27 protein-coding genes are annotated in these 26889 nt (G+C 39.6%); 5 read left to right on the top strand and 22 right to left on the bottom strand.

All coding sequences use genetic code 11. From position 1 onward, the window contains the following. The first annotated feature begins 36 nt into the window (after positions 1 to 36). Positions 37 to 783, top strand: a complete 747-nt coding sequence (locus R2R35_RS23820) for an EFR1 family ferrodoxin (RefSeq protein WP_317732333.1) — start codon at positions 37 to 39, stop codon at positions 781 to 783. A 204-nt stretch (positions 784 to 987) separates the two neighbouring features. Here the strand turns inward: R2R35_RS23820 and R2R35_RS23815 are convergent, their stop codons facing one another. Together R2R35_RS23815 and R2R35_RS23810 are read right to left on the bottom strand one after the other, a co-directional pair. Then, positions 988 to 1797 carry an aminoglycoside phosphotransferase family protein gene (locus R2R35_RS23815; RefSeq protein WP_317732332.1) on the bottom strand — a complete coding sequence of 270 codons (810 nt, stop codon included), beginning with the start codon at positions 1795 to 1797 and terminating at the stop codon, positions 988 to 990. Positions 1798 to 1809: 12 nt separating this feature from the next. Next, on the bottom strand, positions 1810 to 2769 hold the full coding sequence (locus R2R35_RS23810) for a Gfo/Idh/MocA family protein (RefSeq protein ID WP_317732331.1): 960 nt from the start codon (positions 2767 to 2769) through the stop codon (positions 1810 to 1812). A 404-nt stretch (positions 2770 to 3173) separates the two neighbouring features. Here R2R35_RS23810 and R2R35_RS23805 point away from each other — a divergent pair, with 404 nt between their 5' ends. Further along, the gene (locus R2R35_RS23805; protein WP_317732330.1) at positions 3174 to 3860 is read left to right on the top strand and encodes a YjjG family noncanonical pyrimidine nucleotidase; all 687 of its coding nucleotides are present in this window, start codon (positions 3174 to 3176) and stop codon (positions 3858 to 3860) included. Positions 3861 to 3863: 3 nt separating this feature from the next. Here R2R35_RS23805 and R2R35_RS23800 read toward each other — a convergent pair whose 3' ends face one another. The 16 genes from R2R35_RS23800 to R2R35_RS23725 form a co-directional block, all read right to left on the bottom strand. Beyond that, entirely contained in the window at positions 3864 to 4388 is a 525-nt protein-coding gene (locus R2R35_RS23800; protein WP_317732329.1) for a cysteine hydrolase family protein, read from the bottom strand. Between the two features lie 342 nt (positions 4389 to 4730). Continuing rightward, positions 4731 to 5528: a helix-turn-helix domain-containing protein gene (locus R2R35_RS23795; protein ID WP_317732328.1), complete on the bottom strand. Its 798-nt coding sequence runs from the start codon at positions 5526 to 5528 to the stop codon at positions 4731 to 4733. A gap of 155 nt (positions 5529 to 5683) precedes the next feature. Next, complete coding sequence (locus R2R35_RS23790; protein WP_317732327.1) at positions 5684 to 6790, bottom strand: hypothetical protein; 1107 nt, start codon at positions 6788 to 6790, stop codon at positions 5684 to 5686. A 16-nt stretch (positions 6791 to 6806) separates the two neighbouring features. After that, positions 6807 to 6974, bottom strand: coding sequence for a hypothetical protein (locus R2R35_RS23785; RefSeq protein WP_317732326.1), 168 nt, complete (start codon positions 6972 to 6974; stop codon positions 6807 to 6809). 118 nt (positions 6975 to 7092) lie between these two features. After that, positions 7093 to 7824, bottom strand: a complete 732-nt coding sequence (locus R2R35_RS23780) for a CPBP family intramembrane glutamic endopeptidase (protein WP_317732325.1) — start codon at positions 7822 to 7824, stop codon at positions 7093 to 7095. Positions 7825 to 7889: 65 nt separating this feature from the next. Further along, positions 7890 to 8453 (bottom strand): DUF1697 domain-containing protein, encoded by a 564-nt coding sequence (locus R2R35_RS23775; RefSeq protein WP_317732324.1) that lies wholly within the window; start codon positions 8451 to 8453, stop codon positions 7890 to 7892. Positions 8454 to 8520: 67 nt separating this feature from the next. Beyond that, positions 8521 to 8889, bottom strand: coding sequence for an ACT domain-containing protein (locus R2R35_RS23770; RefSeq protein ID WP_317732323.1), 369 nt, complete (start codon positions 8887 to 8889; stop codon positions 8521 to 8523). 291 nt (positions 8890 to 9180) lie between these two features. Then, positions 9181 to 10878, bottom strand: a complete 1698-nt coding sequence (locus R2R35_RS23765; RefSeq protein WP_317732322.1) for a GMC family oxidoreductase N-terminal domain-containing protein — start codon at positions 10876 to 10878, stop codon at positions 9181 to 9183. A gap of 38 nt (positions 10879 to 10916) precedes the next feature. Continuing rightward, the gene (locus R2R35_RS23760) at positions 10917 to 11528 is read right to left on the bottom strand and encodes a hypothetical protein (protein WP_317732321.1); all 612 of its coding nucleotides are present in this window, start codon (positions 11526 to 11528) and stop codon (positions 10917 to 10919) included. 228 nt (positions 11529 to 11756) lie between these two features. Further along, on the bottom strand, positions 11757 to 12524 hold the full coding sequence (locus R2R35_RS23755; RefSeq protein ID WP_317732320.1) for a GNAT family N-acetyltransferase: 768 nt from the start codon (positions 12522 to 12524) through the stop codon (positions 11757 to 11759). A gap of 14 nt (positions 12525 to 12538) precedes the next feature. After that, a complete protein-coding gene (locus tag R2R35_RS23750) occupies positions 12539 to 13429 on the bottom strand; it encodes a metallophosphoesterase (protein ID WP_317732319.1) in 891 nt (296 codons plus the stop codon). A 58-nt stretch (positions 13430 to 13487) separates the two neighbouring features. Beyond that, complete coding sequence (locus R2R35_RS23745; RefSeq protein WP_317732318.1) at positions 13488 to 16640, bottom strand: SMC family ATPase; 3153 nt, start codon at positions 16638 to 16640, stop codon at positions 13488 to 13490. A 111-nt stretch (positions 16641 to 16751) separates the two neighbouring features. Beyond that, on the bottom strand, positions 16752 to 17900 hold the full coding sequence (locus tag R2R35_RS23740; protein WP_317734855.1) for an exonuclease SbcCD subunit D: 1149 nt from the start codon (positions 17898 to 17900) through the stop codon (positions 16752 to 16754). 119 nt (positions 17901 to 18019) lie between these two features. After that, complete coding sequence (locus R2R35_RS23735; protein ID WP_317732317.1) at positions 18020 to 18892, bottom strand: Type 1 glutamine amidotransferase-like domain-containing protein; 873 nt, start codon at positions 18890 to 18892, stop codon at positions 18020 to 18022. Between the two features lie 100 nt (positions 18893 to 18992). Beyond that, entirely contained in the window at positions 18993 to 19898 is a 906-nt protein-coding gene (locus R2R35_RS23730; protein WP_317732316.1) for a helix-turn-helix transcriptional regulator, read from the bottom strand. A 48-nt stretch (positions 19899 to 19946) separates the two neighbouring features. Continuing rightward, complete coding sequence (locus tag R2R35_RS23725) at positions 19947 to 20342, bottom strand: VOC family protein (protein WP_317732315.1); 396 nt, start codon at positions 20340 to 20342, stop codon at positions 19947 to 19949. Positions 20343 to 20495: 153 nt separating this feature from the next. Here R2R35_RS23725 and R2R35_RS23720 point away from each other — a divergent pair, with 153 nt between their 5' ends. Beyond that, positions 20496 to 21407 carry a helix-turn-helix transcriptional regulator gene (locus R2R35_RS23720; RefSeq protein WP_317732314.1) on the top strand — a complete coding sequence of 304 codons (912 nt, stop codon included), beginning with the start codon at positions 20496 to 20498 and terminating at the stop codon, positions 21405 to 21407. Between the two features lie 73 nt (positions 21408 to 21480). On the opposite strand, the gene R2R35_RS23715 is transcribed toward R2R35_RS23720, so the two are convergent. Together R2R35_RS23715 and R2R35_RS23710 are read right to left on the bottom strand one after the other, a co-directional pair. Next, on the bottom strand, positions 21481 to 21810 hold the full coding sequence (locus tag R2R35_RS23715) for a zf-HC2 domain-containing protein (protein ID WP_317732313.1): 330 nt from the start codon (positions 21808 to 21810) through the stop codon (positions 21481 to 21483). After that, positions 21807 to 22283: an RNA polymerase sigma factor gene (locus R2R35_RS23710; RefSeq protein WP_317732312.1), complete on the bottom strand. Its 477-nt coding sequence runs from the start codon at positions 22281 to 22283 to the stop codon at positions 21807 to 21809. The genes R2R35_RS23715 and R2R35_RS23710 overlap by 4 nt, the downstream gene beginning before the upstream one ends. A 272-nt stretch (positions 22284 to 22555) precedes the next feature. On the opposite strand from R2R35_RS23710, the gene R2R35_RS23705 reads away from it, so the two are divergent. Next, positions 22556 to 24325, top strand: a complete 1770-nt coding sequence (locus R2R35_RS23705; protein ID WP_317732311.1) for an Rqc2 family fibronectin-binding protein — start codon at positions 22556 to 22558, stop codon at positions 24323 to 24325. Positions 24326 to 24358: 33 nt separating this feature from the next. Continuing rightward, positions 24359 to 25171, top strand: coding sequence for a histidinol-phosphatase HisJ family protein (locus tag R2R35_RS23700; protein ID WP_317732310.1), 813 nt, complete (start codon positions 24359 to 24361; stop codon positions 25169 to 25171). An 84-nt stretch (positions 25172 to 25255) separates the two neighbouring features. Here R2R35_RS23700 and mnmA read toward each other — a convergent pair whose 3' ends face one another. Together mnmA and nifU are read right to left on the bottom strand one after the other, a co-directional pair. After that, positions 25256 to 26338 carry a tRNA 2-thiouridine(34) synthase MnmA gene (gene mnmA / locus R2R35_RS23695; protein ID WP_317732309.1) on the bottom strand — a complete coding sequence of 361 codons (1083 nt, stop codon included), beginning with the start codon at positions 26336 to 26338 and terminating at the stop codon, positions 25256 to 25258. Positions 26339 to 26348: 10 nt separating this feature from the next. After that, positions 26349 to 26786 carry a Fe-S cluster assembly scaffold protein NifU gene (nifU, locus tag R2R35_RS23690; protein WP_317732308.1) on the bottom strand — a complete coding sequence of 146 codons (438 nt, stop codon included), beginning with the start codon at positions 26784 to 26786 and terminating at the stop codon, positions 26349 to 26351. Positions 26787 to 26889 lie beyond the last annotated feature (103 nt).

The raw sequence follows: 26889 nt of genomic DNA, 5'->3' as shown, positions 1-26889 counted from the left end.
ATCTCTTTATTAAGTCTAAGATCAAGAGGTGAAAATATGGTTTTATATTTTAGCGGTACCGGGAACAGCCGTTATGTGGCTAAGATTATTGCAGAGAAAACAAAAGATGCACTGATTTCTATGAATGAACTGATAAAAACTGGAAGTAGAGAAGAACTGATTTCTCCTGACAGACCTTTTGTTTTTGTTTGTCCCACTTATGCCTGGAGAATCCCCCGGGTTGTTGAAGAGTTCATCCGTACTGCCACATTTACTGGTAATCAAAAAGTATATTTTCTTATGACCTGCGGTGATGACACAGCCAATGCCATAGGTTATATCAAAGAATTATGTAAGTTTAAACACTTTGAATTACAAGGGTTTGCAGAGATTATTATGCCAGAGAACTACATCACCATGTATTCCGCTCCTGAGAAAGCCGTTGCGAAGGAGATCATAGAAAAAAGTACTCCTTTCATCCTGAAACTTGCAGAAAACATTCAAGAGGGCAGTGCCTTTGACACTTTTACTGCAAAAGCTAAAGCAAAGAGTGGTTTTATAAATACTGCCTTTTATGGGCTTGTGGTTAAAGCAAAAGGATTTCATGCAACGGATCAATGTATAAGCTGCCGTAAATGTGTAAAGCTATGTCCCTTAAACAATATTGAAATGTCGGGCAATAAACCTGCCTGGAATAATCATTGTACCCATTGTATGGCATGTATCTGCGGCTGTCCTGTCGCTGCCATTGAATATAAAAATAAGACCCAGGGTAAGACCAGATATTATCTGGATACCTTATAGATAGTTCCTTCATTTATGAAAAACTAGAATTATACCTTATAGATAGTTCCTTCATTTATGAAAAACTAGAATTATACCTTATAACGAACCTGTAATAATAGCTAAGAAGAATTAAGATAAACGTCATAAAAGTAATAATAAAGAGTGAAAGATTCACTATTTCATCTGCAAATAATGTTCTTTCACTCTTTCTGTATAAGCCTCTTAAGTACAGGTGCTTAACCTTCTGCGAATAAGTCTGACCAGTATTTTTGCTTCACTTTCTGGTCTTCTTTCCGATAATCTGGCTGCTACTACAGGAAGTTCCCATTTCTTTATATCCTCCATACAAAGCCCGGTTATCTTTAGATATTCTTTTATATAAGCGGACGCCATTCTTCCCTGAAAGAAACGGACCAGTTTCTTCTTAAAAGCATTAGGTGCAGGAATATCACTGTATTTTAGCATTATATAAGTTCTAGCAGCATCTGCAACAGGCTCACCTTTACAGGCAGTCATCCAGTCAATGGTTATTGGACCTTTGTCAGTAAGGATTACATTATCCGGATGAAAATCAAAATGACACAATGCGCTTCCTTCCGGCAGTCCATTCATATAATTATTAATTCTGGTCTTCTCTCCCTCCGTCAGGTATTCTGCTCTGGCAATATCACCTCGCAGCTTATCCTTCACAGAAATAAACTCAAAATCAATATTTTTTTGTATGTCTTTATGGATTCCTGCCAGTGTTCTGCAATAATATTTGTATTCCTTCAGGTTAGCAAACATCTCTCCCAGCATGGCTTTGCCCGATATCTTTTCATAGACTGCACCAAATCTGTCTTCTCTCTGGACTTTTTCATAGGCCTTTGGAAGGAAGGTATACCTGTCTGATAATTGCTTCGTTATATTATATTCCCATTCGGCGGCTTCTTTTGGCATATAATCGTAGTAGAGTTTTAGAATTTTATCCTCCTCCCACTGATATATCTCCGCCGTATTTCCTTTTCCAATAAGTGTCGATTCCTTTCCCATTACTACCTCACTCTATTGCCATTTCTCGATAAGTTTGTCAAATATACCTGCACATGCACTGGTATCTTTTAAAGGAATGTATTCACTCTCTATTTTCTTATTGCGGTACAGTTCGCTGATATGTTGGATTTCATAAATAAAACCATCTTCAAATTCTTCTTCGAAGGTCTCCAGCAATTCGCCATTTTCATTATATCTCTCTGTTTTATGAGCCCCAAGGAAGTTGTATACCACCACTTTTCCATCTGTTCCATAGACGATTGCATCCTGAGATACCCTGGCATTCAGACCGCAGGCCAAAGATGCTAATGCACCGCTTGCAAAGCCAAGATTTATGACTGTAAAATCATCAACTCCGGTTGTGCATTTATGAGCAATTCCACTTACTTCTACCGGATTCTCTCCTAAGATACCCGTAGCAAACTCAATGGGGTATACACCAGCATCATAGAGACTTCCACCTGCTAGCTCGGGGTTAAATAGCCTGTGTTCTGCATCAAAAGGAATATGAAAACAGAAAGCTGCCTGTACAAGCTGTGGTTTACCGATAAGCCCCCCTGCAACCCATTCCCTTGCTTTTCTAAAAGCAGGGATACATCTGCTCCACATAGCTTCCATTAAAAGAACATTTTTCTCTTTTGCCAGCTCAATCAATTCATCTGCATCCCTTTGAGTGGTAACAAAAGGTTTTTCACAAAGCACAGCCTTTCCCTGAAGTATGCATTTTTTTATAATATCATAATGAAAGTTATGGGTTAATGCCACATAAACGATATCGACTTCATCATCCTGTAATAATGCATCATAATTATCATATGCTCTTCCAGCATTATATTCCTTCGCAAATGCTTCAGACCTTTCCATATCTCTTGAAGCAACTGCTGCAAGGCTTGTACCCTCTGCATTTTTTAAAACACCTGCAAATCTGCTTGCAATACCGCCAAGCCCAATAATACCAAATCTCACTGTCATATTGTATTCTCCGTTCTATTAGTCCTTTCATGGTTTCGAAAGACCGTTTTTCCAGCCACATCATTAGAAAGATATCGTTAAAGATAGATTCCTATCCTAAATTAATTAAAATAGAAAATGTTCTCACTTTCATTGTATTGAATGTGAGAACATTTGTCAATCACTCTTAATTTTGCATCATCAGAGTTCCAATATTGCATCTTTTATGCACACTCTTATTTTCCCTATTCTGTTATCAGTTCTCTCACTTCCACTCTTTTAACTTTACACTCTTCCCATTACTTTAGACTTCAGCATGGCAGGATGCGAATCTCATGCCTTTATTCCCCTTTCGTTGACAAATACTTTAATTGATATTATAGTTATATGTGTTTTAAATCAACTGATAGTATAAGGAGCTTACTATGAACTATAAGATTTTACTCTTTGATCTGGATGATACTCTATTGGACTTCGCTGCCAATGAACAATATGCCTTAAAGCATCTCTTTGAAGAAAGCGGTATCACCTTTACAAAGGAAGTCTTTGATACCTATTCAAGAGTTAATAAAGACCTTTGGGCTGCTTATGAAAAGGGTGAGATTCCGTTAGAGGAAGTATTAAATACCAGATTTTCAAAGGCCTTACTCTCACTTGGCAAAGAGGCTGATGGAAGGCTCTGGGAGCAAAACTACCGGGAACGGTTAGGAAACGGTCATGAAATGTTGGAAGGAGCGGCAGAGTTAATAAAGCGCTTATCAGGTTCCTTCCGTATGTTTATCGTGACAAACGGAGTAACAGAAACTCAGATAAAGCGCTTAAAACAATCCGGTTTATACTCTTATTTTGAGGATATATTTACTTCTCAGGCCATAGGATACCAGAAACCGGCTGCAGAATTCTTTGATTATGTAAAATCTCATGTAAAAGACTTTGATGCTGAAAGTACTTTAATAATTGGCGATTCCTTAAGCAGCGATATAAAAGGAGGCAATCTTGCCGGTATAGATACCTGCTGGCTCAACAGAAACTCTGCCGCACCTTCAGCAGATATCATAAGTACCTATAGCATAAAAAATTTATATGAGTTATTGGATATTGTCGGTGCCTGATTCTTACTGGTTTAATACTTCCTCAAGAGGTATTACTTTAGCAAATCTGTTATTCCATAAGGCAAAATTAATATATTCATACACTTGCTTTCCGGTCATAAACTGATTATCAACGGTTGAATTCGTACCCTCCGGTATAATTACTTCATATTCCTGTTCAAAGGCAGATTTACAGGTTGCATCAATACAATACTCGGTTTGAAGGCCCACAAGGTAGATCTTTTTAATACCTTTACTGTCAAGATATTCCTTCAAGCCGGTTTGCCGGAAAGCACTGTTATACCTTTTCTCAAAGATTCTGTCTGTTTCTAAGGGTGCAATCTCGCTATATATCTGCCACCCTCTGCTGCCATACTCCATGCTGCTTCCGGGTCCGTCGTTGTGTCTGACATAGATCACTTCCATCTCTTTCGCTCTGGCATAAGAAATCATTTTCTTTACACCTTCAAGAAAATGCACTTCATTATATGGATGTTCCTCCATAATAACTGTTTGAATGTCCACTACTAATAATACTGCCTTGTCCATATAATTTTTCCTCCTGTTTTTCTGCCCTGTTTTTACTACCCTGTTATAATGTTTATGCTGGTTTTTTACTACACTGTTTTTTTACTACGCTGCTTTTAACTATGCTGTCTTTACTATACTTGCTTATTTACTGCACTGTTTTTATGAAACATTGCTTTTATAAAACATCGCTTTTTGATCATCCTTATAGAATTATATTTTCATCCCTATTTTAGCAGGCTGGAATAAAAAAATTTCTCTTCTTATAAGAACAATATCACAGGGCAGCCTGCGATATGTGAGTTATTGTAGTATAAACAGGAGGTAATGTCCAATTAAATAAACTTAATTTACCTTACATTATTACTTATAAGTCTCAAAAAAACGCAAGACACTTCCGTCTATTGTAGTTATACTGCATTCTTTGCTCCCCCAGGGCTGTTCTGAAATATCAGAAATCTGCTCCCAGCCGTTTTTCTTAACGAGAGCATGCAAAGAATTCAAGCCTTCTACCATTAGGAAACCTGCTACTCCTTTTATCGCCTCTCCCTTAAAAAGATGAAAGCCTCTAAAAGGAACAATATGCGTTACGGCTACTTCACCTGGATAATCGAATACGCAACCGTATTCGCCGGCTCCCTCACTGTTCCTTGCTGCAACATCTCCGTACCATCCCAAAACTTCCTCAAACCATTTAATGGTTTTGTCCATATCTTCCGTAAAATATACGGGACCATTTTCTCTTACCACATAACCTCGGCTGCTATACTTCTTCATCTCTTCAATCCTCTCATTCATAATTATTTGGAAGTTAAGCTGAGGATAAGCTTTCAGTATAACGTCTGTATTTCTGGCTTCTGAAGGGGTAATCCCATAAAATCTTGCAAATGCTCTGGAAAAAGCCGCATGGGATTCATAACCATATTTCAAGGCAATGTCGATAATCTTTGTTTCCTCTGTCTGAAGTTCTGCTGCAGCTAATGATAACCTCCTGCCCCGAATATATTCCCCCAGTGATAGATGTGTGAGGAAGGAAAATATACGTTGAAATTCCCAAACGGAACATCCGGTATATCTGGCCGCCTCTTTATAATCCACCTCCTCCATTATATTTCTTTCAATATAATCAATCGCCTGACTCATACCTTTCTGCCAATCCATTTCGCACCTCCTGATTATATTATAGAATAATGGATATTTTCTGCTGTACAGATTGTGTATAATTCTGCATAAGATAGTAATCGTTTATTCACTGAAAGGCTCCTAACAGCCGTCTTACCGAATGAAAAAAGTATAGCTGCCTTTATAAGCTGTTTTTAGATTTTGGATTCCCCAAGCTCCACCAGTTTCAAATAATGAGGAATATCCCTGACCTCCGGTTTTTCAAAATAAAATGCCGGATTACAGCAACCACAACGCCAACAATTCTCTCCCTCGAATTCATACACAACTGCTTTGTTACAAGTTCCATTCGTCCGATTCGAACAGCCTTTATCACTATACCTGAAGATATCCCTCACTTTTTCCGTACAATGTTCCAGGTAAGTAATACAGGATTTTGCATTTCGTATACGAAGATATAAGATCAGCCTGGTTTCATGGGAAGAAATACGAAAGAGGCTGTTGCCTTTCTTCTTCCCATAATCCATGGCAGGTCCTTCCCAGCCTCCGCATAGTTTTTCTTCATACCCGGATTGCTTTAATGCTTTATGAAATTCCACAGCAAACTGCCTTTCTGTTTCCGAATGAAAAGTATCGGCTACCGCTTCAATTCCTCTGCCAAAGCAAATAGTATCCTCCGCTTCTTCCAAAAGTCTGTAATGGCATTGATAAAAATCCTTGCTATATGGCATTCTTCGTTTTTCATCTGCCTTTACAGTTTGATCTGCTGATGCAACCTTATCTGCTGATACAACCTTATCTGCCATCATTTTAAGTAAAAATAGGCAATTTACATTATCCGGGTAAGCTATCGTCATCTGTTGGTCTGTTAGGTTGGATTTACTATCCATTACAAAACCAAAGTCTTTTAACTTCTCAATAATTACTTTATATCTTTTCCCTGTACTAAGTGCAGGTAAATCCTGCATTTGTACTTCCAGTGTGTTTTTGCTCAGTCTGCCGGCTGATAAAAGATGGCAGAGAAATTGTAAGGGGATATAGACTTCTTCCCTGGCTCTTCTTTCATGGCTGTCATAAAAGCGATACTTCTCTATCTCATATAATGGAAGGCTGTAGTCCTCAGGGTAATTTTTAATATCCTCATAAATACTACTGAACATGTTCCATATCTCCCGAAAAGCTGCCTGTAACTCTTTTTTCTCCATTGACTTAAGAAAGTCAGAATGTACGATAAAATCCTCGGGAAAGCGGATTAGTTCCAACTGTCTTATTGCTGCCCAATGGCTGATCCAGTATTTCATAGCTCATCCTTTCTGCTCAGACTGTCTTTAATTTAATTGGTACAGGCAGTGCTTCCTCCATATCCTCAAAAGAAAAGGAGTTCTGACCACTGGCACCGGTAATGTTCTTCAAAGCCAGTGACAGTTCCTCCAACAATTCCATAGCCTCCGGGCTGTCCTGGGGTTTTGTCTCAATAAAATGCATATATAAATACCTCCCGTTGCTCTTTATACAACCATTGCTTTCCTGACAGCAGCTTCCAGGCTTTCTGTATTGCTCCTTTCACTCAAACATTCTTTTCTGCTATGATAATATCATGCTTTCAAGCAATAACAAACCACTGAATAAAATCCCAGATAAAATGAAAAATTGTTGGAGCAATAATACTATTATACTTTGAATATAACCATTGAAACCAAAAATGAAATATAGTAACTCGAAGCAAATCGTACCAATTCATAATTATGTATTCTAACAAATTCATCTGTGTAATCATTAATTGAAATGGTATATGTTCAAAAGAAAACATCAGGCCAACTATGAGAATAGATAACCCCTTATTCCTTAAATAACCATACAATCTGGTACCGATATAACCCCTGACAATGATTTCTTCCATTAATGCCACAAAAACGAAATAGTAAATCGTTCTCATAGCAATTTGTCCAATATCCGTTTGGATTCTTGAACCAGAAATAACAGGGATAATACCCCTTAATACAATGACTATTATAAATAACAAAATGCCCATACTCAAAGACTTTATAGCATGGGTCTTATCAAATCCTATTGTGGTAAATTTCTGCTTACGTATGAAACAAAGCAAAAATACAAGAGCTATCAAAAATAATGAAATAATCCCGGTAATATAAAAAATATATGTTTCTGTAAGTCTAAAATTATTATCCACATAAACAAAAACCTTCCCCATTAAGCCAAATAATAATAGCATAACAACAAAAATACTACATGCAAGCAGTGCATCTGTTCTTCCATATTTCATAGTGTGCTGTACATATTCTTCACTGGCACTTAATATCTTTGATTTTTTCATTATTCCTCCCTCTTCAACTACTTTTGTCAATTTATTGTATTGTCATTTATTTCTCAGTAGTGGTATCACAGCGATTTGTAGACTTTCTCCAGAGTGTTTTTATTTCGTGAAGTAAATATACTTTTATATTTCTTACTGCCAAGAACCTTTGCTCCAAATTCAGAGGATAAGGTTGAGCCTTTCGGTACTATCCAGATTGCTTCCGGCAAGGCTTTTCCCTCTGATGAAAGGGTATGGAATTGCTCCGGTAAGGTTGGCGATAATCTCTTAAAAATATCCTGAATCTCTTCCATATACTCCTTGTAGTCACATAGCAGTATATAGTGATGACATTCCTCCGGTGTGGGTATTTTACTGCAGGCTGTCAGGATTTCTTCAATTTCTCCTTTATTTCTTATGAATACATTGGCCTCATAGTCAAAATACCTGCTTAATTCCTCTTCAATCATATCCTTTAATTCTTCTTGGTTTATATTATGATTATTGTTAAATAAGACGTTTCCGGAAGCTTGTATGGTTTTGATATTATCAAAACCCATTTCAGAAAAAGAAACTGCCAGCTTGTCCATCTTCATAGCCGTCCCTCTCACATTAACTCCTCTTAAAAAAGCACAGTACCTGTTCTCCATCTCATGTCCTCTTCCTCTTAACTATTGATAAACAAGCTTTCCCAATATCAAAAACTTAGGATACGTCTTAAAAAACCATGTGGTATCCAGCATCCTTCAGTACTTTTAAGGCACTGTCAAAATTCTCTTCTTTGGTTAGAATATAATCCGTATTATAGGTTGACACAGCAAATATTCCAATATCATTTCCTGCTAAAAGTCCAGATATCTGACTGAGAATACCTACCAGCGAGAAGTCTAATACTCCCTCAATACGGAACCCCTTCCAACCATCTTCCCGCTCCATGGTGCTCTCCGGTGCATGCTCCGTTGTACAGACCAGTGATAATTCCTCATCTGTCTTCCCAATAAATAAAAATTCATCAGTGAAATGAATCATAGATATATCTGATACCTTACAAACAGTGAATTTATGGCTTAATACTTTGATATCCATAAAGCTTATCCTTTCCAATGCACTTTTCTATATTTTAACAACTAAGTTCCTATAAAGCAACTACTAAACCCTTACTATGACTCCTAACATATTAAGATCTATCTCTCTGGTCATCTTATAGGAATAATTCGTAAATTACTTGTCCCAGAATACTTGGCTGTTGGATTTATAGTCCATGGGTTGTATAGATATGCTTTGTTCCTCTTTCCCTTTACCTGTCAAAAGCAAAGTACAAAAAGGTTAGAAAGCCTTGGTAATTGCCCTCTAACCTTTCTGGAATATAATTAAATATCAGCTGAAGTATTTTTCCGCAATCTTTTCTGCCGTCCGGGTTGCCATTGCCTGATTGGTCAAGGTTGGATTGGGACCACCAAGACCGTTAAATAGTACACTGTTGTCTGCTATGTATAATCGATTTACCTGTTTTGCTTCGCAATTGGTATCTGTTACATATCCGATTCTCATGGTACTTATAATATGAAGAAAGACTCCAGGAGACCAGTTAGAACGAATTACTGTTCTAGCTCCGGCTTTTCTTAGGATGTCCGCTGCGATTTTTGCTAGTGTATTACGCTTCATGGCATCTGTGGCACTGGGTGAGTAATTGACAACAGGAATATACCCATTCTCATCCTTTAGAAAAGGATCCAGTGTTACACTGTTACTCTGTCTGACTTCATCGTCTGTAAATATTAACATACTAATCGTCCTATTATATTCTCTCATAAATGTTTTTAACTGTTCCCCAATAATATTTCCTTCATAATCCCACGGCACCTCTTCGCTTCTAAGGTTCTGCCCTTGAAAACCTTGATTACTGCTGCCATAGACCATGGAGGCATAAAGCCCGGGACTTGTGCCATAGACCTCTATTACACCGTATCCGGGATAATCAAATCGTGCAGCAGCGTTCTGCCCAACAAATGGTTTAATATCTGAGACACCAAGAATATTCATTAAGGTTTCTTCTTCAAATATGCCGGATACACTGTCAAACCAGTGGTTAATTAAACCGCGCCCCACCCAAGGATTCTCAGGAAGCTCAGAATTCAGCCAAAGACGGGGTGTTTCAATGCCACCAGCACTCATTATAACTACTTTTGCAGTAAGCTCTCCGGTTTCACCTGTCCAGGTGTCTCGAAACTTAACGCCCATAGCCTGTAAGCCCTCTGGCCCCTGTTCTGTAAGAATCCGCGTAACAAAGGTATTCGGACGGATTTCAACATTTCCAGAACGTAATGCCCGAGGTACATAACTAACCAGCGTAGAGCGCTTTGCAACACTGTCTACAGAAGGCCCAGTGGCACATCCATTTACACAATGTCCTTTTAAAGTACAGCCTACACTTTGATTATTCACGAAATCAAATTCTGGATCATTTATTCTGGGATTAGGGGATAAAATCGCATTGGGCTGGAGGCGATATCCCGGTTCTGATATATTCTGTGTGGTAATAGGCTTGTAGCCTGCATTTTTAAAACAGTAAAGAAATAATTCTTCTTTCGCTGTCATGGCGCCGATACCTACGGGCAAGGCAGCCTCTACTTTCTCATAATAAGGTACTAATTCATCATAAGAAATAGGCCAGATATTATTTACGGATTGAGGGTAAGCCCTGGGGCAGTTGGCGTAGTAATGCAGAGTACTGCCTCCAATTCCTGCATTCTGCCAGATATAACCTCCCTGTATGATTTTACGAAACCATGGCGGCTTCTCTCTGTCAGCAGGACCCCACCTGAATTTTCCCGTTACATAATCATTCATATCATCTTCCAGTAAAGTAAAATCCTTTCGCAGCAGCTCAATGCTTAAATCCTCATAAGAAGAACTGCTGACGGCTCCTCTTTCGGTATTTGGTTCAGGCCAGTTCGTGTTACCATACCAGGGTCCTGCATCCAGCGCCAGGACTTTTAATCCCTTTTCCCCCAGTTCTTTGGCAACAACCCCTCCTCCTCCTCCGGAGCCAATTATTATAACATCTGCATCCATCCATATATCTCCTTAAAGTTTTTTTATTCAATCACTTATTATTCTATATTGAAATAAATACTTTCAGAGGACCTTAATGCATGGTACCCATTGGAAGGTCCTGGGTAATCAATCTGCTCCCAGCTAACGGGACGGTATTGAAGCACCCTCTCCGACGGCGGGTAAAGCCTGGTGCTCCCATATCCTGACCACTCTGAATAAAACCCCATCATAGGAAATCGTATCAGCATACTATATATATTCATGAGCATATCCGCACTATCTGCCAGAATAGGTGGGATATTTTCAGATTCCTTGGCATACTCCCGAATAAATCCAAGGGCTTCCAGGCGCAGTTCCTCCGATGCTTCAAAGAAACGATGCGACTGCTGGTAATCTCTGTCTTCTTCCGTTTCTCTAAGGTAAGCTACCGTATCCAGTATGTCCACCACAAAAGCTGCCAGTGGAAAATACTGATTCTGAAGGGTCAAAACCATGTATTCATCAACATATTCATCCAAACCACCATAATATTGAATTATGCCAAACTCTCTGGCAAGTTCCGGTGAACGAGGTATAATGACATCAACCAAGGCCTGCATCGTCATAATAACGGTGTCAAGGTTTTTATCATCAATCATTTGATTCTGATCATAAAATGTCCAGTACAAAGCATCAAGCTCCTAACTTTACCTATATTGTTATTATTATATTTTTTAATATTATGATTATTACAAATAAAATAATAAAGTCCACTGAACAGGTATGGTCAGGGGACTTTATCAATCATAGTATAGTATTTTCTTCCTTCTATCGGCTAAGTTTCATAATCCTGATTTCGTATCGAGATATGTGCCTTTCTAAAGCCAGTAAACTTCAGACCAAAATTTAGGTTGGAATCATCTGTTCATCTCGGCAACCTGTCCTGTACTCTTTGCTGTCATCTCAACCCAGGCAGGTCGAAAACCACTCTTTATAGCATTTCGAACTGACCTTATGTTACTCCAGGCCGCACAATAAAAAGGTACCTTACCACGTTCTAATACTTCCACTGCCAGACGACTGGTAAGAGCCGCTGCTATTCCCTGCCTTCTGTATTCCGGCAATACATCAATTCCAATCTGCCACATCCTATCGCAATCTGCCGAGCAGCCTGCCAGTCCAATAATTTTATCACCATCATAAGCCGCAACTCCTAATACATCCAGCGTTTTTCTGGCCTCACACAAAGCATTGCTCCATTCTTCTTTATACAGGTCTGTAAAATCCTCTCCTGTCAATACCTTTACAGGATACTTACAAGATAGGATTTTCAGTACCTTAAGATCTGGGAGAAAATACTCTGCCATATGACAGATTCTCATATCCCTTTTCTGGAGTTCATCGTTTAAAACATGCATATTGGGTGTTTCGAAACAGTGTTCCGTGGGATACTTTTCTATATATGCCTGTACAACCGCCTCAATTTCTTTGTTTATGGAGGCTACAATGTTATTGCCATAAGATATTAAATTACAATAAAGCGGAAGTTTTAAATATTTTCTGGCAGCTGAATTATTCTGTGAGTAGACTATTATATTCTCTTTTAGTGTAAAATCCGCCGGTGAGCAATTAGCATCTATTGCAGACTGCTCCATAGCTATTCTAAGTATTTCCTGATTTGTCATTGGGACTCTTTTCCTTACCTTTCTATTGTATCAGAACTTCCACTGTAGAGAGTACAGACAATGATCTGCGGTCTGTTAAAGACCCTGAGAGGGATGATACTATTGCCCAATCCTCTGCTTACAATTTCAGTTGTGTTCTTTCTATTGTATTTTCCACTTGTATACTTAGGGAACAATCCCTGCCCAGGCGCAATAAGTCCTCCTATAAAGGGCAGCCTGAACTGTCCCCCATGGGCATGACCCGAAAATACCAGGTCTATCCCATATAGCGTATAGGTATTTATAAACTCTGGTCTATGTGAAAGAAGAACCGTATATCTGTCTAGTCTGTCTTCCTTGATACCCTCCAGTAAATCTTCAAGAATTAACTTTTCTGATAGCCCTTGATAATCTCCGGTCATCATTTCATATACGGGATCATTGATACCTGCCAGATTAATTGTTGCTCCCTTATAGTTAAGCTCGATCAACTTATTCTTAAGCAGTATGACACCTGCTTGGATCAGCTGCTGCTCAAGGTCAGGATATTCCCCGGACAATCCTTCGTGGTTACCGGTTACATAATATACAGGTGCAAGTTTTACTGCTCCTCTGATAAAATCCATAGCTTTACCAACATTTGTCCGGCGGCTGTCAATTAAATCCCCAGTAACAACAATAATGTCCGGTTGCGCTTTTTCTATTTTCCTTAACAGCACAGACTGACTTTCACCGAACTCTTTGTTATGCAGATCAGATATTTGAAGTATCCGAAAGCCCTCAAAAGCTTCTGGTAATTTATTTGAAGAAATGCTTATATAGTCGGTCTTTATAGCATTATCTCCCCAATACAGCCCGAAGCATAAGAGCAGAAGTGTTACTACCAGTAATACTCTATACTTCCTGAATATTTTCCTGTTTACCATCCCTCTGCACCTCTCCTTCTGGTTTACTGTTACCTTTTATTTTCAGGCACAACTGCGGTTATACAGCCAATCGAATACTGCTGCCAACACTGCTCTTTTGTATGATTATCTGTCTGTCTATCCGCTCCTTTAATTCGCTGACATGGGATATAATTCCTACCAGGCGGTCGCCTTTTGTTAATCCAGTCAGTGTTTGCAAAGCATGATCAAGGGATTCTCCATCCAGCGCACCAAAACCTTCATCAATAAACAATGTATCTATTTCCACTCCTCCCGCATGACCTTGTATCACGTCAGACAGCCCTAAAGCCAGACTCAGGGAAGCCTTAAAGGCTTCTCCTCCGGAAAGGGATTTAACAGACCTTGTTCTGCCGGTATAATAGTCCAGCACATTTATCTCAAGACCAGTCTGAGAACGCAGATCAAGAGGTTCCTCCCTGCGCAGCAGCTCATACCGTCCATTGGTCATGATCTTAAGACGTTTATTTGCTTCCAGTAATATCTGATGAAAGTAAGTAGCCTGAATATACTGCTCAAATGCCAGCTTCTGCTTTCCTGCAAGTTCACCGTTGGCAGTCCTGGACAGAAGGGATAGCTGCAGATATTCCTTTTGAAGAGCTTCAGACTCATTTATGGCTTTCAGAAGTGCTTTTTCTGTATTTATATTACTGCCAAGCCTTGAAATAATATCTTGTATAGCCATTTCCTTCTCCGCTATTCTGTTTTCGATATCAGCTTTTCCTTCTTCCAAATGTGTTATATCAGTTATTTGCTTTCCTTCTGTTTCCCGAAGTAATCTTTCAATGTCTTGTTCCGTGTTCTTTATTCTATCCTGATACTCTTCCACATGGTTCTTTAACTCCTTTATCTGCACTTCTGTCATGAGATTAGTCCTGTAGTCCTCCAAATCTCTAAACTCACAGTCTGCCAGTTTCTCCTTAAGTGCCTTCTTGGCTATCCGTAAAGCCTCTGTTCCTTCACTCAGTCTTGCATTCATTTCTTTTTCGAGTGTATGAAGGCCTTCTGTTTCCTTTTGTAGTAAATGGTAAGACTCTTCCGCTTTTTTATAGGCTTCTTTTAACAGTCGGAGTTTTTCCAACCATAGCAGTAACGCAGTTTCTGCTTTCTCTTTATCAGAATATTCCAGGGTTGACTTTAAGGCATTATATTCTCCGTTTTTTGAAGAAAGCACTGAAAGATTATTACTGTACGACTGGACATTTTCTTTTAGGGTCTGCTCATTTTCTTCCAATGTCTTTTCTGCCTGGCGAAGCATGTCCTTACAGGCTGTTTTTCTTAGAATTTGATTTTCTAGCGTCTGGTATTCCAAATTTGTAACATTTAATTCCAGTCGCTGTTTATCAAGCGTCTCACCGATCCTATGATTGACTGCACTGATATCGCTGGTATAAAAGAATTCTGATATATCTTCAAAGTATTTCTTTGCTTCCCCAAGGAACTGCTCTATTGCAAGTCTTACTTCTGTCTGTTTGGCTGCCGCTGACTGACTCATTGCCTCCATATTCTTCCTGGCCGCTTCACACTTCACCCGAAGTTCCTTCAATTCTTTCTCGCTAGGGGCGTCTTCCGCCATTTCTGCCTGCCTTGGATGATTTAATGAACCGCACACCGGGCAGGGGGTTCCTTCCACCAGGTCTTTTGCAAGGATTCCTGCCTGTTCACGAAAGAAGGCTCTTTCTTTTTCCGTAAAGAGCTCGTACGCTGCCCTATATTCCGTATCCGCTTTCCGAAAGGTCTCCTGAAGGTTTAAGAGCAGCTGGTTCTGGTTCGCAATGTTTTCTAGGGACTTTTGAACAGTAAGAAGACCATGCATTTCAGCTTCTGTATTTTTTAGTTTCTGCTTACAGACTGCTAATCTGACCTCAACATCTTCCAGAGAATATAATTCCTCTGTCAATGAATTTATTTGCTCTTTAAGCTTTTGCTGTTTCTCTTCTATGGATTTGTTTTCACTTATTATCTTATCATTTACAAGGGTTAAAGCTTGTATCACTTGGATAAGGTTTTCTGCCAAATCATATTGAGGAAGCATTTTTTTCAAGTGGTCGATAGCGGATACCAGTTCTTCCTTTTCAGCTTCTTTCCCTCTCTCAAAAATATACACCTCTTCTGCCGAGGTCAGCGCTTTCATTTTATCTGCCAATTCACGCTCCAGCTTTGCTATATTCTCTGTAAGCTTTCCAATAGCATCTTTTTCCTTTTGGTAATTGCTTTCAAAGGGATAGATTGTATAAAGAGCCTTTTCAGCCTGTTGAAGGTTTGACTTTCTTTCTATTTGTAGTGGTAGCTCTTTTTGTAATTGTGCTTTTTTGGCACTTGTTTCTTCCAGTTCCCTAAATAGCTGATTGCTGTGAGACGCTTCTGTGATTAGTTTAATCTGTTCCGCCTGATGGCTTTGCAGTTCTTTGATATCTTGCTGTAAGGAAGCAAGTTCTTTTTGTTCTATTGTAATAAGTGCTTCCAGTTCACTCCTGATTTCTGCAGCGTTATGTATGGAGGCCTTTTCTTTCAGAACAGAAAGAGTCTTTCCGTCTTCACTTTCAGACAGAATGATTCCGCTTATATACTGCAGGATACTCTGTTCTATACTGCTGCATTTATTTCTAGCTTCTCTCTCCCTGTCCTTTAGTAAACGCTGTATAGATTGATACAACTCGGTATTGAATACCCGTCGGAAGATTTCTCCCCGCTCCTTGCTGTCTGCTAAAAGTAACTGCAGAAATTCTCCCTGGGCAATCATTGCGATCTGCTTATACTGTCTATAATTTATACCCAACAACTCAGAGACTTTACCGGTTACTTCTTTATACCCCGTTACCACATCGCCACCTGGCAATGTCAATACAGCATCAGCAAACTCTGTGGTGATACCTTCACCGTTTTTCTTCGGTCTTTCATATCTTGGATTTCTCTGGAGAGAATACTCTTTGCCTTTATGCACAAAATTAAGTGATACATAAGTTTTTACAGCAGGCTGCGCAAAATCACTTCGCATGGTATCAACTGTTCGTATAGAACCACTGGCTTCGCCAAAGAGTGCAAAAGCAATGGCATCAAAAATGGTCGTTTTTCCTGCTCCTGTATCTCCGGTTATCAGAAAAATACCCTGACTTCCAAGTTGTGTAAGGTTAAGTTCCACTTTATCTGCATAAGGGCCAAAGGCACTCATTTCTATCTTTAATGGTTTCATGTCTGACCCCGATCTGCGTGTTTTCACACGCTTAATATTAAAAAAGTTAGATACTTGCTGGCATGGAGCTCCCGCCATCGTTTTACGAAAGACAGGGAGCCACACAATATATTAATTTATAACTTCACCCATAATAGCTGCTAGTATTTCCTTCTGCTCAGAGGAAAGCTCGGTACTATTCTGCATTTGATAAAACTCATCAAACAATTCTATCGGATTTTTCCTTGTTCCTTCAAGAGAAGCTGCCGTAAAACCATGTACAGTCTGTCCGCTTCTGCTGTTTTCAAAATCCAGAAGCATTAAGTTGGGATAAACCTGACGCAGCTGACCGATGGCATCGTATATTTCTTCTTCATCGGTCAGGGTAACATGCAGGTAATCCTCCGCTCCTTCTGTATCTTCTTTCCCAATGAGAAGAAGTTCTTTCAAGGGACCTTTAATTTCACGAAGGTCATGCAGAGGGTAAAGTGGTTTCGATTGAATGCGAATATCACCCTTCGCTCCAAATTCCAGTATATATAGTGTTTTTACATATCTTGCTTCCGAGAAGGAATATTTTAGTGGCGATCCTGCATAACGTATGGTATCCCTCCCCACTTTCTGTGCCCTGTGCAGATGCCCCAGTGCGACATAATCAAAATTTTCAAATGTGGAAATATCCACCTGGTCCACACCGCCTACTGAGATGTTTTCCGAATCACTGCGTTCCGGTTCCTGCAATCCATTAATCACGAACTGATGTGCAATCAGAATATTTCTCTCTTCTGTATTCAGCGGATAATCTGATAAGGCCATCTTTACCGCCTCTTCATATGATTCCGGTGCTGTTTCATGGTAAGGTCTGAGCATTGCCGGTTTGATAAAGGGCAGCATATATATATTCAGAGTCCCATGCTCATCGGTTAAGGCAATTCTTCCCGGTTTTCCATCATAGACACCTGTTATGTAAAGATTGTTCTTTTCCATTATACGGCTTCCAAAGCCTATTCGTTCAGGAGAATCATGGTTTCCGCTTATTAAAAAGACTGCCTGTCCGGCTTTATTAAGTTCTGTCAGGAAATTATCCAGGAGTTCAACAGCTTCAGCGGAGGGCATGCTCTTATCATATATATCACCGGCTATCAGCACCCCCTGCGTATTTTCCTCCAGGGTTATCTTTATTATCTGATCCAATATGTATTTCTGATCTTCTAACATACTAAATTCGTTTACTCGTTTGCCGATATGCAAATCGGCTATATGGAGCAGTTTCACATCCATCACTCCTTGCTCTTATGGTTTAATTCCAGCATCAATACGATGGCCGGAAAAGTTTGTATATTATATTATAAACGCATAAGTTGTTCATTACAAGAAGCAGATTCTTACAGAATAAGGGACTAATCCTCAATTATCCGGTATTCATTACCAGTGACAAGGATTGCCTGATTATCCTTCAGACAGATATGGGGCAGCGGCAGGTCTTTCCTCTGCCTGCTGTCATCTGTGCAATGCACACTTATGTAAGCCTGAATAAGACACAACCCTTGCGTTTCCTCTTCCTTCGAATGCGCAATATTGGGCGTTGCAATCAGGCTCCCTGCGCTGACACCTACAAAGAGTTTATTACCATAGGCCAGTTTCTTAACAGTAGAAAAGAATCCGCTGCTTATTAATAGTTCCAGCAGATGCCTGGTATTACCTCCTGTAAAAAAGACTACATCATAGGACATTGCTGCTTCGGTTGTAATCTTATATTCTAAATTATAGGTCTGAATATTTTCCGGTAATATCCCTATATGCAGCAATTCCTGGTAACACCTGTCAGCCATTATAAGTTCTTCTTCATCAATCGCCGCTGCTGGTATAAAGAGTACTTTTGCTTCTTCTACAGCCTTCTCCAACAGCCTGAGAAAATATTCAGTTATATTAGGCTTTTGTTTACCTTGAATATCCTCAAAGCCGGCAGAGGTCAGTAAAATCTTCTGATAAATTTTCTTTCCTTCTTCCATAACCCGACTACGGCAGATTTTCACCCTTTCTCCCTCCGGATTGTCTCCGTGTTCTTTATCCGCGTATGAATACTGGTATAATCTACTGCAGGGAATGATGTCGCACTCTCCGCAATGAGTATGGCCTTTTCCCTGACAGCACTGGGCTATGTGACATTCTCCGTGAAAAGGATTCCCCATGGTTTCAATACATCCTCCGCATCCGTGGGATTCCTTCCATTGGCAACTGTTACAATGTAGTCCGCATCTTGAATCAATCATATTCTTCTCCTGTCTGCATGCTATATCATGCATAAATTATGTATTTCTTTCTTGTTCCAAAACATTGTAGCAAAAAGAACAGGACATCCTAATGTCCTGTTCAAGAATAATTATGATATATTTCAAGTGCAATTGCTTTTAATTCTTCTGCCAATACCAACGGCTCTAATACCTTTACTTTATCTCCAAACCCTAGGAGCCATTTTAGAATATACTCTTTGTTGGTATATCCTACTTCGAGGAGCAACTTTCCCTCCTTCGTCTCGGTATAACAATCCAGACCATAATCGTCGATTAACTGATACCTGACAGAGGCGTCAAAGAGAGCTTTCAGGATATTATCATCAATAAAGACAGCATTGAGATTCCTTTTATTCTCCGGTATTTCCCGCTGGACATAAGTCTCCGGCAGTATCTGGAGTTCCCATAACCTTGCCAGCTTAAAAAGCCTCCAGTCTTCTCTGATAGTACAATATCCAAATACATACCATGCAGACCAGTGAAATATGACAAAGTAAGGCTCAATACGACGATGGCTCAGTCCCTTTTCATAATAATAATCAAATTCTATCAGCTGATGATTTATTACCGCTTCCTTCACCATTTTAATCTTCGGACTTAAGGAACCTCTGTAATGTGATGCAAGATCGATAACTATAGGTTCTTGCAGAGAAACCACCGCATCCTTAGAGGCAGAAAACTTATCCAGGGTCCTTTCTATCTGCGAAGTATCGGTTACCGTTCCAATTCCCTTTAAGGCAGCAATGATTCCAGATAGCTCCTCTGTTGTGAGTATGCTCTTGTCCAGCTTATAACCCTCTGCGATGGATATGCCGCCCCCTTCCCCCTGCCTTGTGACAATGGGAATCCCTGCCTGGCATAGAGCATCTACATCTCTTCCAATGGTCCGGCGGGATACCTCGAATCTTGCCGCCAGATATGGTGCATTTACACGTTCATTCTGCAGAAGTATCGTTAATATTCCAAGCAATCGGTCAATCTTCATAACCCCTTTTTCTCACTCCTTAAAAGAACAGTTTCTATTTACGCCTTATTATACCACAAAACAAAACGGATGTCCTGCCGGATCCATCAGAACTGCCCATTGATCAGACCATTGATCTTTGGCTAAGACAGCACCACAGGAGACTGCGTACTTTACTGCCGTCTCCAGTTTATCCTTTCCGCCTACAGCAAAATCCATATGTACCATTTGCTGTTGTTTCCCCGGTTCTTCCGGCCATACAGGCGGGACATACTCTTCATTATACTGGAATGCTATTTCCACACCACCTTCTTTTGAACGTATAACACTAAATATCCCTTCCTGGACAAATACCTTTTCCCATCCCAGCAACCGTATGTAGAAATTCTCCAGACCTTCCATATCCTTGGTATCCAATACGATAGATGACAGCTTAAGCTTTGGTGTATCTGTTTTCTTTTCCATTCATGACCTCCTTCTGAATATGTAATCTTTGTTTATTATAATATATGATACCAGACACCATATTGTCATATTCAAATACTATTTGCCTGAATCAGAAATTTTACCTATAATATTTCTAAGAAAACAAATAAACCGAACAAGAAAGAGGAACGAATGAAAACTGACAGACTGATTGCCTTAACCACCTATCTGCTTAATCGTGAAATTGTAAGCGCAGCTGCACTGGCTGAACGCTTCGAAGTGTCAAAACGAACAATTCAGCGAGACATAGAGATCCTTAACCAGGCAGGGATACCAATCATTTCCACCTATGGTATTAACGGAGGTTATGAAATAACAGACGGTTTCAGGCTGGCTAAGCAGCTTGCGGCTCCGGAGGATTTCATAAATATAATCACTGCACTGGAAGGATATACTACTGCTTTTAAAGATAACAGCGTTCGTACAACTCTGGAGAAATCTCTTACTCTGCTGCCGGATAGAAAACAGCATATCTTTCTTAATTTATCCTCCTCCAGGGAAGGCTTACATACAGATGATTACTTATACTCCTTTGACAGAGCAATTACCGATAGGGTTCCGTTGACTATCCGCTATATTGATTCATCCCAGACCGAAACAGAGAGAATTGTTGAACCCCTGGCTCTAACCTATCAGTGGTATTCCTGGTATTTATTTGCTTATTGCAGGACCAGAGCAGATTACCGGTTATTTAAATTAGCAAGAATAATAGAACTGGAATCTGTTCCCAATTCCTTCACCATAAATCATACGGAGGTATCGAAGCTTTTAAAAGCTACACTGGAATCAGATAAAAGAGTCTATCATACTGTTCGTCTGCTCTGCAGGAAAGAAATCGTAATGCAGGTGCAGGAATACTTTAAAAACGGTGAGATTACTGAACTGGATAATGGTGATATCATATTAAAACTTCATGTGCCCTTTGAACGTATGTGGTTTTCTCTTCTGTTGGGTTTTGGCAACAAGGTACAGGTGCTGGAACCGGAAGAAATAAAAATGGAGCTGCTAAAAAAGGCCTATGAAATTATAGAACTTTATAAATAGCGACATATCGTTTCCGCTATTCTCAAGTTATCTTTCAAAACATAAAAAAATTTTAAGGATTGTACAAAAGTTCTCAAGGCCTTACGACTATTTTTATATCTATAAATAGATAGAGAATTATGATAAGAACTGCAAAAGCGATGGCAGTACTCAGCATTCCCTTAAGCACTGATCTTAGCATTCCCTTTTTCCATTTCTTTGATAATTGAATTACAGACTTGGCATCATCCCACTGACTTTCTTCATTGCTAACGGGCAGTACCGTATCCATGGCTAAAAGTTCACCGCTGCAGCTTCCGCACTCCGTTAGATGTTCTTCTACTAACTCTCTGCTTTCCATGCTGCAGACGCCGTCATGGTACAACGGCAATAAGTCTCTTATTATTTCACACGCTATTTTCATTTCATCGCCTCCTGTAATTGCTTCTTCGCTCTGTAGAAGATCAACCTTGCCCAACTGTCCGTCTTTCCGAAGAGCTCTCCGATCTGAGCAAAGGACAATTCACCCAATACCCGCAAGGTAAAGACCTCTTTCTGTGGTTCGTTAAGATTATGTAGTAACACGTGGAGCTGCTTTGCTGCTTCTTTATCCAGATATGCTGCTTCTATATCAAATTCAGCCTCATAAGCTTCTTCCGTTGAGTCATGGGTAAAGCGCTTCTGCTTCTGAGACAGGGTAAAATAAGTATTTTTCGCTATCTGACATAACCAAACAGATAATTTACAGCTGCCGTTGAACTTATCAATATTCCTCATTGCCTTAAAAAATGTCTCTTGCGTAACTTCTTCAGCAATTGCTTCATTTCTGCTTATCGCCAGTACATATTTGTATACATCAGAAAAGTATACTCTATATATTTCTCCGAAGTCTGTCACTTTCTCACCTCCTGTATATAAGACTCTGTATATTCAAAAGTGTTTCATGATATGAAAAGAAATAATTGCATAAACATTGTAAGGTTTTTCCTTTCTTACGTCAACCCAAAGGGAAAAATAGCGTAAAACAGGCCTCATCCTGTTGCATGACGTTCCATCAAATGGTATACTCTATGTATCAAACTGCTAATTAAATTAAATCAGCGTTTAAGAAACCCTGAATTTAAGAGCAGCATTTATCTAAATAAGGTTACATTTGAAGGAGAAAAAGAATGGCTCTGGACGGATTCGTCATTGCCAGCGTTGTTTCCGAATTAAAAGAGAAGCTGATTGACGGCAGAATCAGCAAGATATCTCAACCGGAAAAAGACGAACTGGTATTAACTATAAAAAAACAAAAAGATAATTACAAACTGTATCTATCTGCCAATGCAAGCCTCCCTTTGGTATATCTGACAGAGGAGTCAAAGCAAAATCCCATGGTAGCACCTGGCTTTTGCATGCTTTTAAGAAAACACTTAAATAGTGCTAGGATACTGGATATTACACAGCCGGGACTGGAACGTATCATTCGTATTAAGATCGAGCATTTAAACGAACTGGGTGATTTATGTGTTAAACACCTTATTATTGAGATTATGGGCAAGCACAGCAATATCATCTTTTGCGATGCGGAAGATATCATAGTAGACAGTATTAAACGTATTTCTCATATGGTTAGTTCTGTAAGAGAGGTTCTTCCCGGAAGACCCTATGTGGTACCCAGGACTGGTGATAAGCTTGAGCCAAAGGAAATTAATTATGAAGACTGGAAAGCAAATGTTTTATCCAAACCCCTGCCCCTGGAGAAAGCTATCTATACAGAACTTACAGGTTTCAGCCCCTTAATGGCCGCTGAACTGATTCATCGTGCTTCATTAGATTCTGCACCGCCGGCAAACACCTTATCAGAGGAAGCCGGCTTGCATCTTTATAAGAATTTTGAACGTCTGATAGAGGACCTGAAGGAAGAAAACTTTGCTCCAAACATTGTATACAAAGACAAAGAGCCAGTAGAATTCTCCTGCTTTTTACTTAGCTGTTATAAAGACCTTGAAACCCTGGAGGAGACTTCTATCTCAAAGGTATTAGAGCATTTTTATTCCTCTAAGAATACCGTATCCCGCATCCGGCAGAAATCTACGGATCTTCGAAAAATCATATCAAATGCCATGGAGCGTACCGCTAAAAAATATGATTTACAGTTAAAACAGCTAAAGGATACGGATAAAAGAGATAAATACCGCATTTACGGCGAGCTGATCAATACCTATGGTTATCAGGTAGAACCAGGCTCCAAATCCTTTCAGGCATTGAATTACTATACCAATGAAGAGATTACTATTCCTCTGGACGATACGCTAACAACCACAGAAAATGCAAAAAAATATTTTGAAAAATATAACAAGCTGAAAAGAACCTATGATGCTCTTACAACGTTGCTGGAGGAAACCAAATCTGACTTAGAACATTTGGACTCTATAAAAACTTCTCTTGATATAGCACTTGCAGAAGATGATCTGGCCGCTCTGAAAGAAGAGCTCGTAGAATTCGGGTATATGAAGCGTAAATTTGTGAAAGCTCCCGGCAGTAAAAACGGAGGCAGAGTGAAAGCCGCTAAAAAAGTTAACAGCAAACCTTTTCATTATGTTTCTTCTGACGGATTTCATATGTATGTAGGAAAAAATAATTACCAGAATGATGAACTCACTTTCAAGTTTGCAACTGGCGGCGACTGGTGGTTCCATTCCAAGAAAATCCCCGGCTCCCATGTGGTTGTAAAGACCGGCGGTGCTGAGCTTCCTGACCGTACTTATGAAGAGGCTGCAAGACTTGCCGCCTATTATTCCAAAGGCAGGGACAATGACAAAGTGGAAATAGATTACACCGAGAAGAAAAATGTCAAGAAACCGGGAGGCGCCAAACCGGGATTCGTCGTTTATTATACGAATTATTCCATGGTAGTAACTCCTGGTATCGACGGATTAAAAGAATTGGATTAAAGGAACAACCTATCGCAATTAAGGAGGCATCTTATGATTAGAGCAGACTACCACGTTCATTCGGATTTTTCCAGTGATTCCGAAGCACCTATGGAATCCATGATTGATAGAGCAATTGAACTTGGCCTGGAGAGAATATGTTTCACAGACCATATGGACTATGATTTCCCCATGACCTCAACCTATACCTTTGTCTTTGAACCTGTCAGCTACTTTCGAAAGCTCTGTGAATTACAGGAACAATACCAGGGGAAAATAAAGATTCTAAAAGGAATTGAACTTGGGCTGCAACCCCATGTGGGTGAAGATTATCAAAAACTAATAGACAGCCACCCTTTTGATTTTATTATTGGTTCTACCCATCTGGTCCAAAAAGTTGATCCTTACCTTCCTGTTTATTGGGAGACTCACAAAAAAGAAGAAGGAATCAGATTGTATTTCGAGGAGATAACTGAAAATCTAAAAAATTATAAAGGTTTTCTCATTAACGGTCATCTGGATTATATGATACGCTATGCTCCCGGTACCAACGAAGGTTTCACCTATAAGAAATATTCCGATACGATAGATACAATGCTAAGGACTATAATCGAAAGCGGTAAAGGTATCGAGATAAATACCTCCGGTTTCAAATACCAGTTAACTGTCCCTCATCCACATACTGATATCATAAAGAGATATAAGGAACTTGGGGGAGAATTAATTACCATAGGTTCCGATGCTCATAAACCTGAGCATCTTGCATATGACTTTAACAAAGCGGAGGAACTTCTGTTGGAGTTAGGCTTCCGTTATTATTCTGTATTTGAAGAACAAAAGCCAATACTGCTGCCACTTGGAAAATAAACTATGGTAAATCACCATTATCTTACAATTAAATTAAGGACACAATAAAACAGGGTATGATACAAACAGTATCATACCCGTATTTTATGCTCTGATAATGGTTCCACCGCCAAGAACATAGTCTCCCTCATAAAACACCACAGCTTGTCCGGGTGTTATTGCTCTTTGCGGTTCAGCAAATACACATTCCACCTGATCTTCACCGGTTTTTCGTATGGTTGCTCTGGTACCTTTATGATTGTATCGTATCTTTACATCTACTTCCATCTCATCAGTCAGATCCTCTATGGACATAAAGTTCAGATTGTTTGCGTAGAGCTTTTCAGAAAATACTTCCTCCCCTGTTCCAATAACCACCTCGTTGCTTTGTGGACGTATATCCACAACAAATACCGGGTAGCCAAGGGCAAGGTTTAAGCCTTTTCTCTGTCCAATGGTATAATGGATGATACCTTTATGTTCTCCGATAACCTTACCGTCAGTCGTAACAAAATTACCGGGCTTTGAATCTTCTCCTGTGTATTCCTCGATAAATTTAGCATAGTCCTTATCTGGTATAAAGCAGATTTCCTGACTGTCAGGCTTTGAAGCTATCCGTAAATTAATCTTCTTAGCCATCTCCCGAATCTCGTCTTTATGGAAATTCCCCACCGGCATCAGGGTGTGGGATAATTGATGCTGCGTCAGATTATATAAAGCGTAAGTCTGGTCTTTTTCCGCAGTAACGGATTTACACAAGGTATATCTGCCGTTTTCTAACTGAACTACTTTGGCATAATGCCCCGTTGCGATATAGTCTGCACCGATATCAAGGGATCTTTTTAAAAGTGACTCCCACTTCACATAGCGATTACAGGCGATACAAGGATTGGGTGTATTTCCTTCCTTGTACTCCTTTACAAAATAATCCATGACAGCGCATTTAAACTCATTTTTAAAATTCATGACATAGTAGGGAATATCCAAAGCAAAGGCTACTCTTCTTGCGTCATCAACGGCACTTAAGCCACAACAGCCACCGCTTTCTTCCTGAGCTGAGATATCTTCATCCTGCCATATCTGCATGGTAACACCGATTACATCATAGCCGGCTTCTTTAAGCAGATAAGCAGCTACAGAGGAATCTACTCCTCCGGACATCCCGACTACTACTTTTTTCTTGTCCAAAATAAACCTCCTAGTACTCTTCCGTGTGTTCCTCTTCACTGATATCGGATTTCGGTTTTTCCAGACCTTCTATCACAATGCCGTTCTTCTCTGCATAGTCCCAAAGAGCTGCATGAATAGCCTCTTCTGCTAACAGTGAACAGTGAACCTTAACCGGCGGAAGCCCGTCAAGCGCATCCATAACCGCTTTATTTGTTATCTTTAGTGCTTCCTGAATATCTTTTCCTTTAACCAGCTCTGTTGCCATGCTGCTGGTAGCAACCGCAGCACCGCATCCAAATGTCTTGAACTTAACATCCTGAATAATTTTATTTTCGTCAATATCCAGATAGATGCGCATAATATCTCCGCACTTTGCATTTCCTACGGTACCTACTCCGCTTGCATTGTCAATTTCTCCGACATTTCTGGGATTGGTGAAATGATCCATAACTTTTTCACTATACATTTTAATCCTCCGTTATTTCCTGTTTCTCTATTGTTGTTATTATATGTCATCCAGGAATTCTTTTATCATCATTTTCTATTGTTATACTTATTTATCAGCATTC

This window comes from Anaerocolumna sp. AGMB13020, assembly GCF_033100115.1.
Taxonomy (GTDB): domain Bacteria; phylum Bacillota; class Clostridia; order Lachnospirales; family Lachnospiraceae; genus Anaerocolumna.
This window is presented reverse-complemented; position numbering and strand designations above follow the sequence as displayed.

What these genes read in the sequence shown, in the direction of transcription:
- R2R35_RS23805 (WP_317732330.1), top strand. Translation starts at nt 3,174, where the DNA reads ATGAACTATAAGATTTTACTCTTTGATCTGGATGATACTCTATTGGAC.
- R2R35_RS23785 (WP_317732326.1), bottom strand. Translation starts at nt 6,974, where the DNA reads ATGCATTTTATTGAGACAAAACCCCAGGACAGCCCGGAGGCTATGGAA.
- R2R35_RS23740 (WP_317734855.1), bottom strand. Translation starts at nt 17,900, where the DNA reads ATGGATGTGAAACTGCTCCATATAGCCGATTTGCATATCGGCAAACGA.
- R2R35_RS23770 (WP_317732323.1), bottom strand. Translation starts at nt 8,889, where the DNA reads ATGGATATCAAAGTATTAAGCCATAAATTCACTGTTTGTAAGGTATCA.
- R2R35_RS23775 (WP_317732324.1), bottom strand. Translation starts at nt 8,453, where the DNA reads ATGGAGAACAGGTACTGTGCTTTTTTAAGAGGAGTTAATGTGAGAGGG.
- R2R35_RS23780 (WP_317732325.1), bottom strand. Translation starts at nt 7,824, where the DNA reads ATGAAAAAATCAAAGATATTAAGTGCCAGTGAAGAATATGTACAGCAC.
- R2R35_RS23720 (WP_317732314.1), top strand. Translation starts at nt 20,496, where the DNA reads ATGAAAACTGACAGACTGATTGCCTTAACCACCTATCTGCTTAATCGT.
- R2R35_RS23735 (WP_317732317.1), bottom strand. Translation starts at nt 18,892, where the DNA reads ATGATTGATTCAAGATGCGGACTACATTGTAACAGTTGCCAATGGAAG.
- R2R35_RS23755 (WP_317732320.1), bottom strand. Translation starts at nt 12,524, where the DNA reads ATGACAAATCAGGAAATACTTAGAATAGCTATGGAGCAGTCTGCAATA.
- R2R35_RS23745 (WP_317732318.1), bottom strand. Translation starts at nt 16,640, where the DNA reads ATGAAACCATTAAAGATAGAAATGAGTGCCTTTGGCCCTTATGCAGAT.
- nifU (WP_317732308.1), bottom strand. Translation starts at nt 26,786, where the DNA reads ATGTATAGTGAAAAAGTTATGGATCATTTCACCAATCCCAGAAATGTC.
- R2R35_RS23715 (WP_317732313.1), bottom strand. Translation starts at nt 21,810, where the DNA reads ATGAAAATAGCGTGTGAAATAATAAGAGACTTATTGCCGTTGTACCAT.
- R2R35_RS23705 (WP_317732311.1), top strand. Translation starts at nt 22,556, where the DNA reads ATGGCTCTGGACGGATTCGTCATTGCCAGCGTTGTTTCCGAATTAAAA.
- R2R35_RS23725 (WP_317732315.1), bottom strand. Translation starts at nt 20,342, where the DNA reads ATGGAAAAGAAAACAGATACACCAAAGCTTAAGCTGTCATCTATCGTA.
- R2R35_RS23795 (WP_317732328.1), bottom strand. Translation starts at nt 5,528, where the DNA reads ATGGATTGGCAGAAAGGTATGAGTCAGGCGATTGATTATATTGAAAGA.
- R2R35_RS23700 (WP_317732310.1), top strand. Translation starts at nt 24,359, where the DNA reads ATGATTAGAGCAGACTACCACGTTCATTCGGATTTTTCCAGTGATTCC.
- R2R35_RS23815 (WP_317732332.1), bottom strand. Translation starts at nt 1,797, where the DNA reads ATGGGAAAGGAATCGACACTTATTGGAAAAGGAAATACGGCGGAGATA.
- R2R35_RS23750 (WP_317732319.1), bottom strand. Translation starts at nt 13,429, where the DNA reads ATGGTAAACAGGAAAATATTCAGGAAGTATAGAGTATTACTGGTAGTA.
- R2R35_RS23730 (WP_317732316.1), bottom strand. Translation starts at nt 19,898, where the DNA reads ATGAAGATTGACCGATTGCTTGGAATATTAACGATACTTCTGCAGAAT.
- R2R35_RS23810 (WP_317732331.1), bottom strand. Translation starts at nt 2,769, where the DNA reads ATGACAGTGAGATTTGGTATTATTGGGCTTGGCGGTATTGCAAGCAGA.
- R2R35_RS23800 (WP_317732329.1), bottom strand. Translation starts at nt 4,388, where the DNA reads ATGGACAAGGCAGTATTATTAGTAGTGGACATTCAAACAGTTATTATG.
- R2R35_RS23790 (WP_317732327.1), bottom strand. Translation starts at nt 6,790, where the DNA reads ATGAAATACTGGATCAGCCATTGGGCAGCAATAAGACAGTTGGAACTA.
- R2R35_RS23765 (WP_317732322.1), bottom strand. Translation starts at nt 10,878, where the DNA reads ATGGATGCAGATGTTATAATAATTGGCTCCGGAGGAGGAGGAGGGGTT.
- R2R35_RS23820 (WP_317732333.1), top strand. Translation starts at nt 37, where the DNA reads ATGGTTTTATATTTTAGCGGTACCGGGAACAGCCGTTATGTGGCTAAG.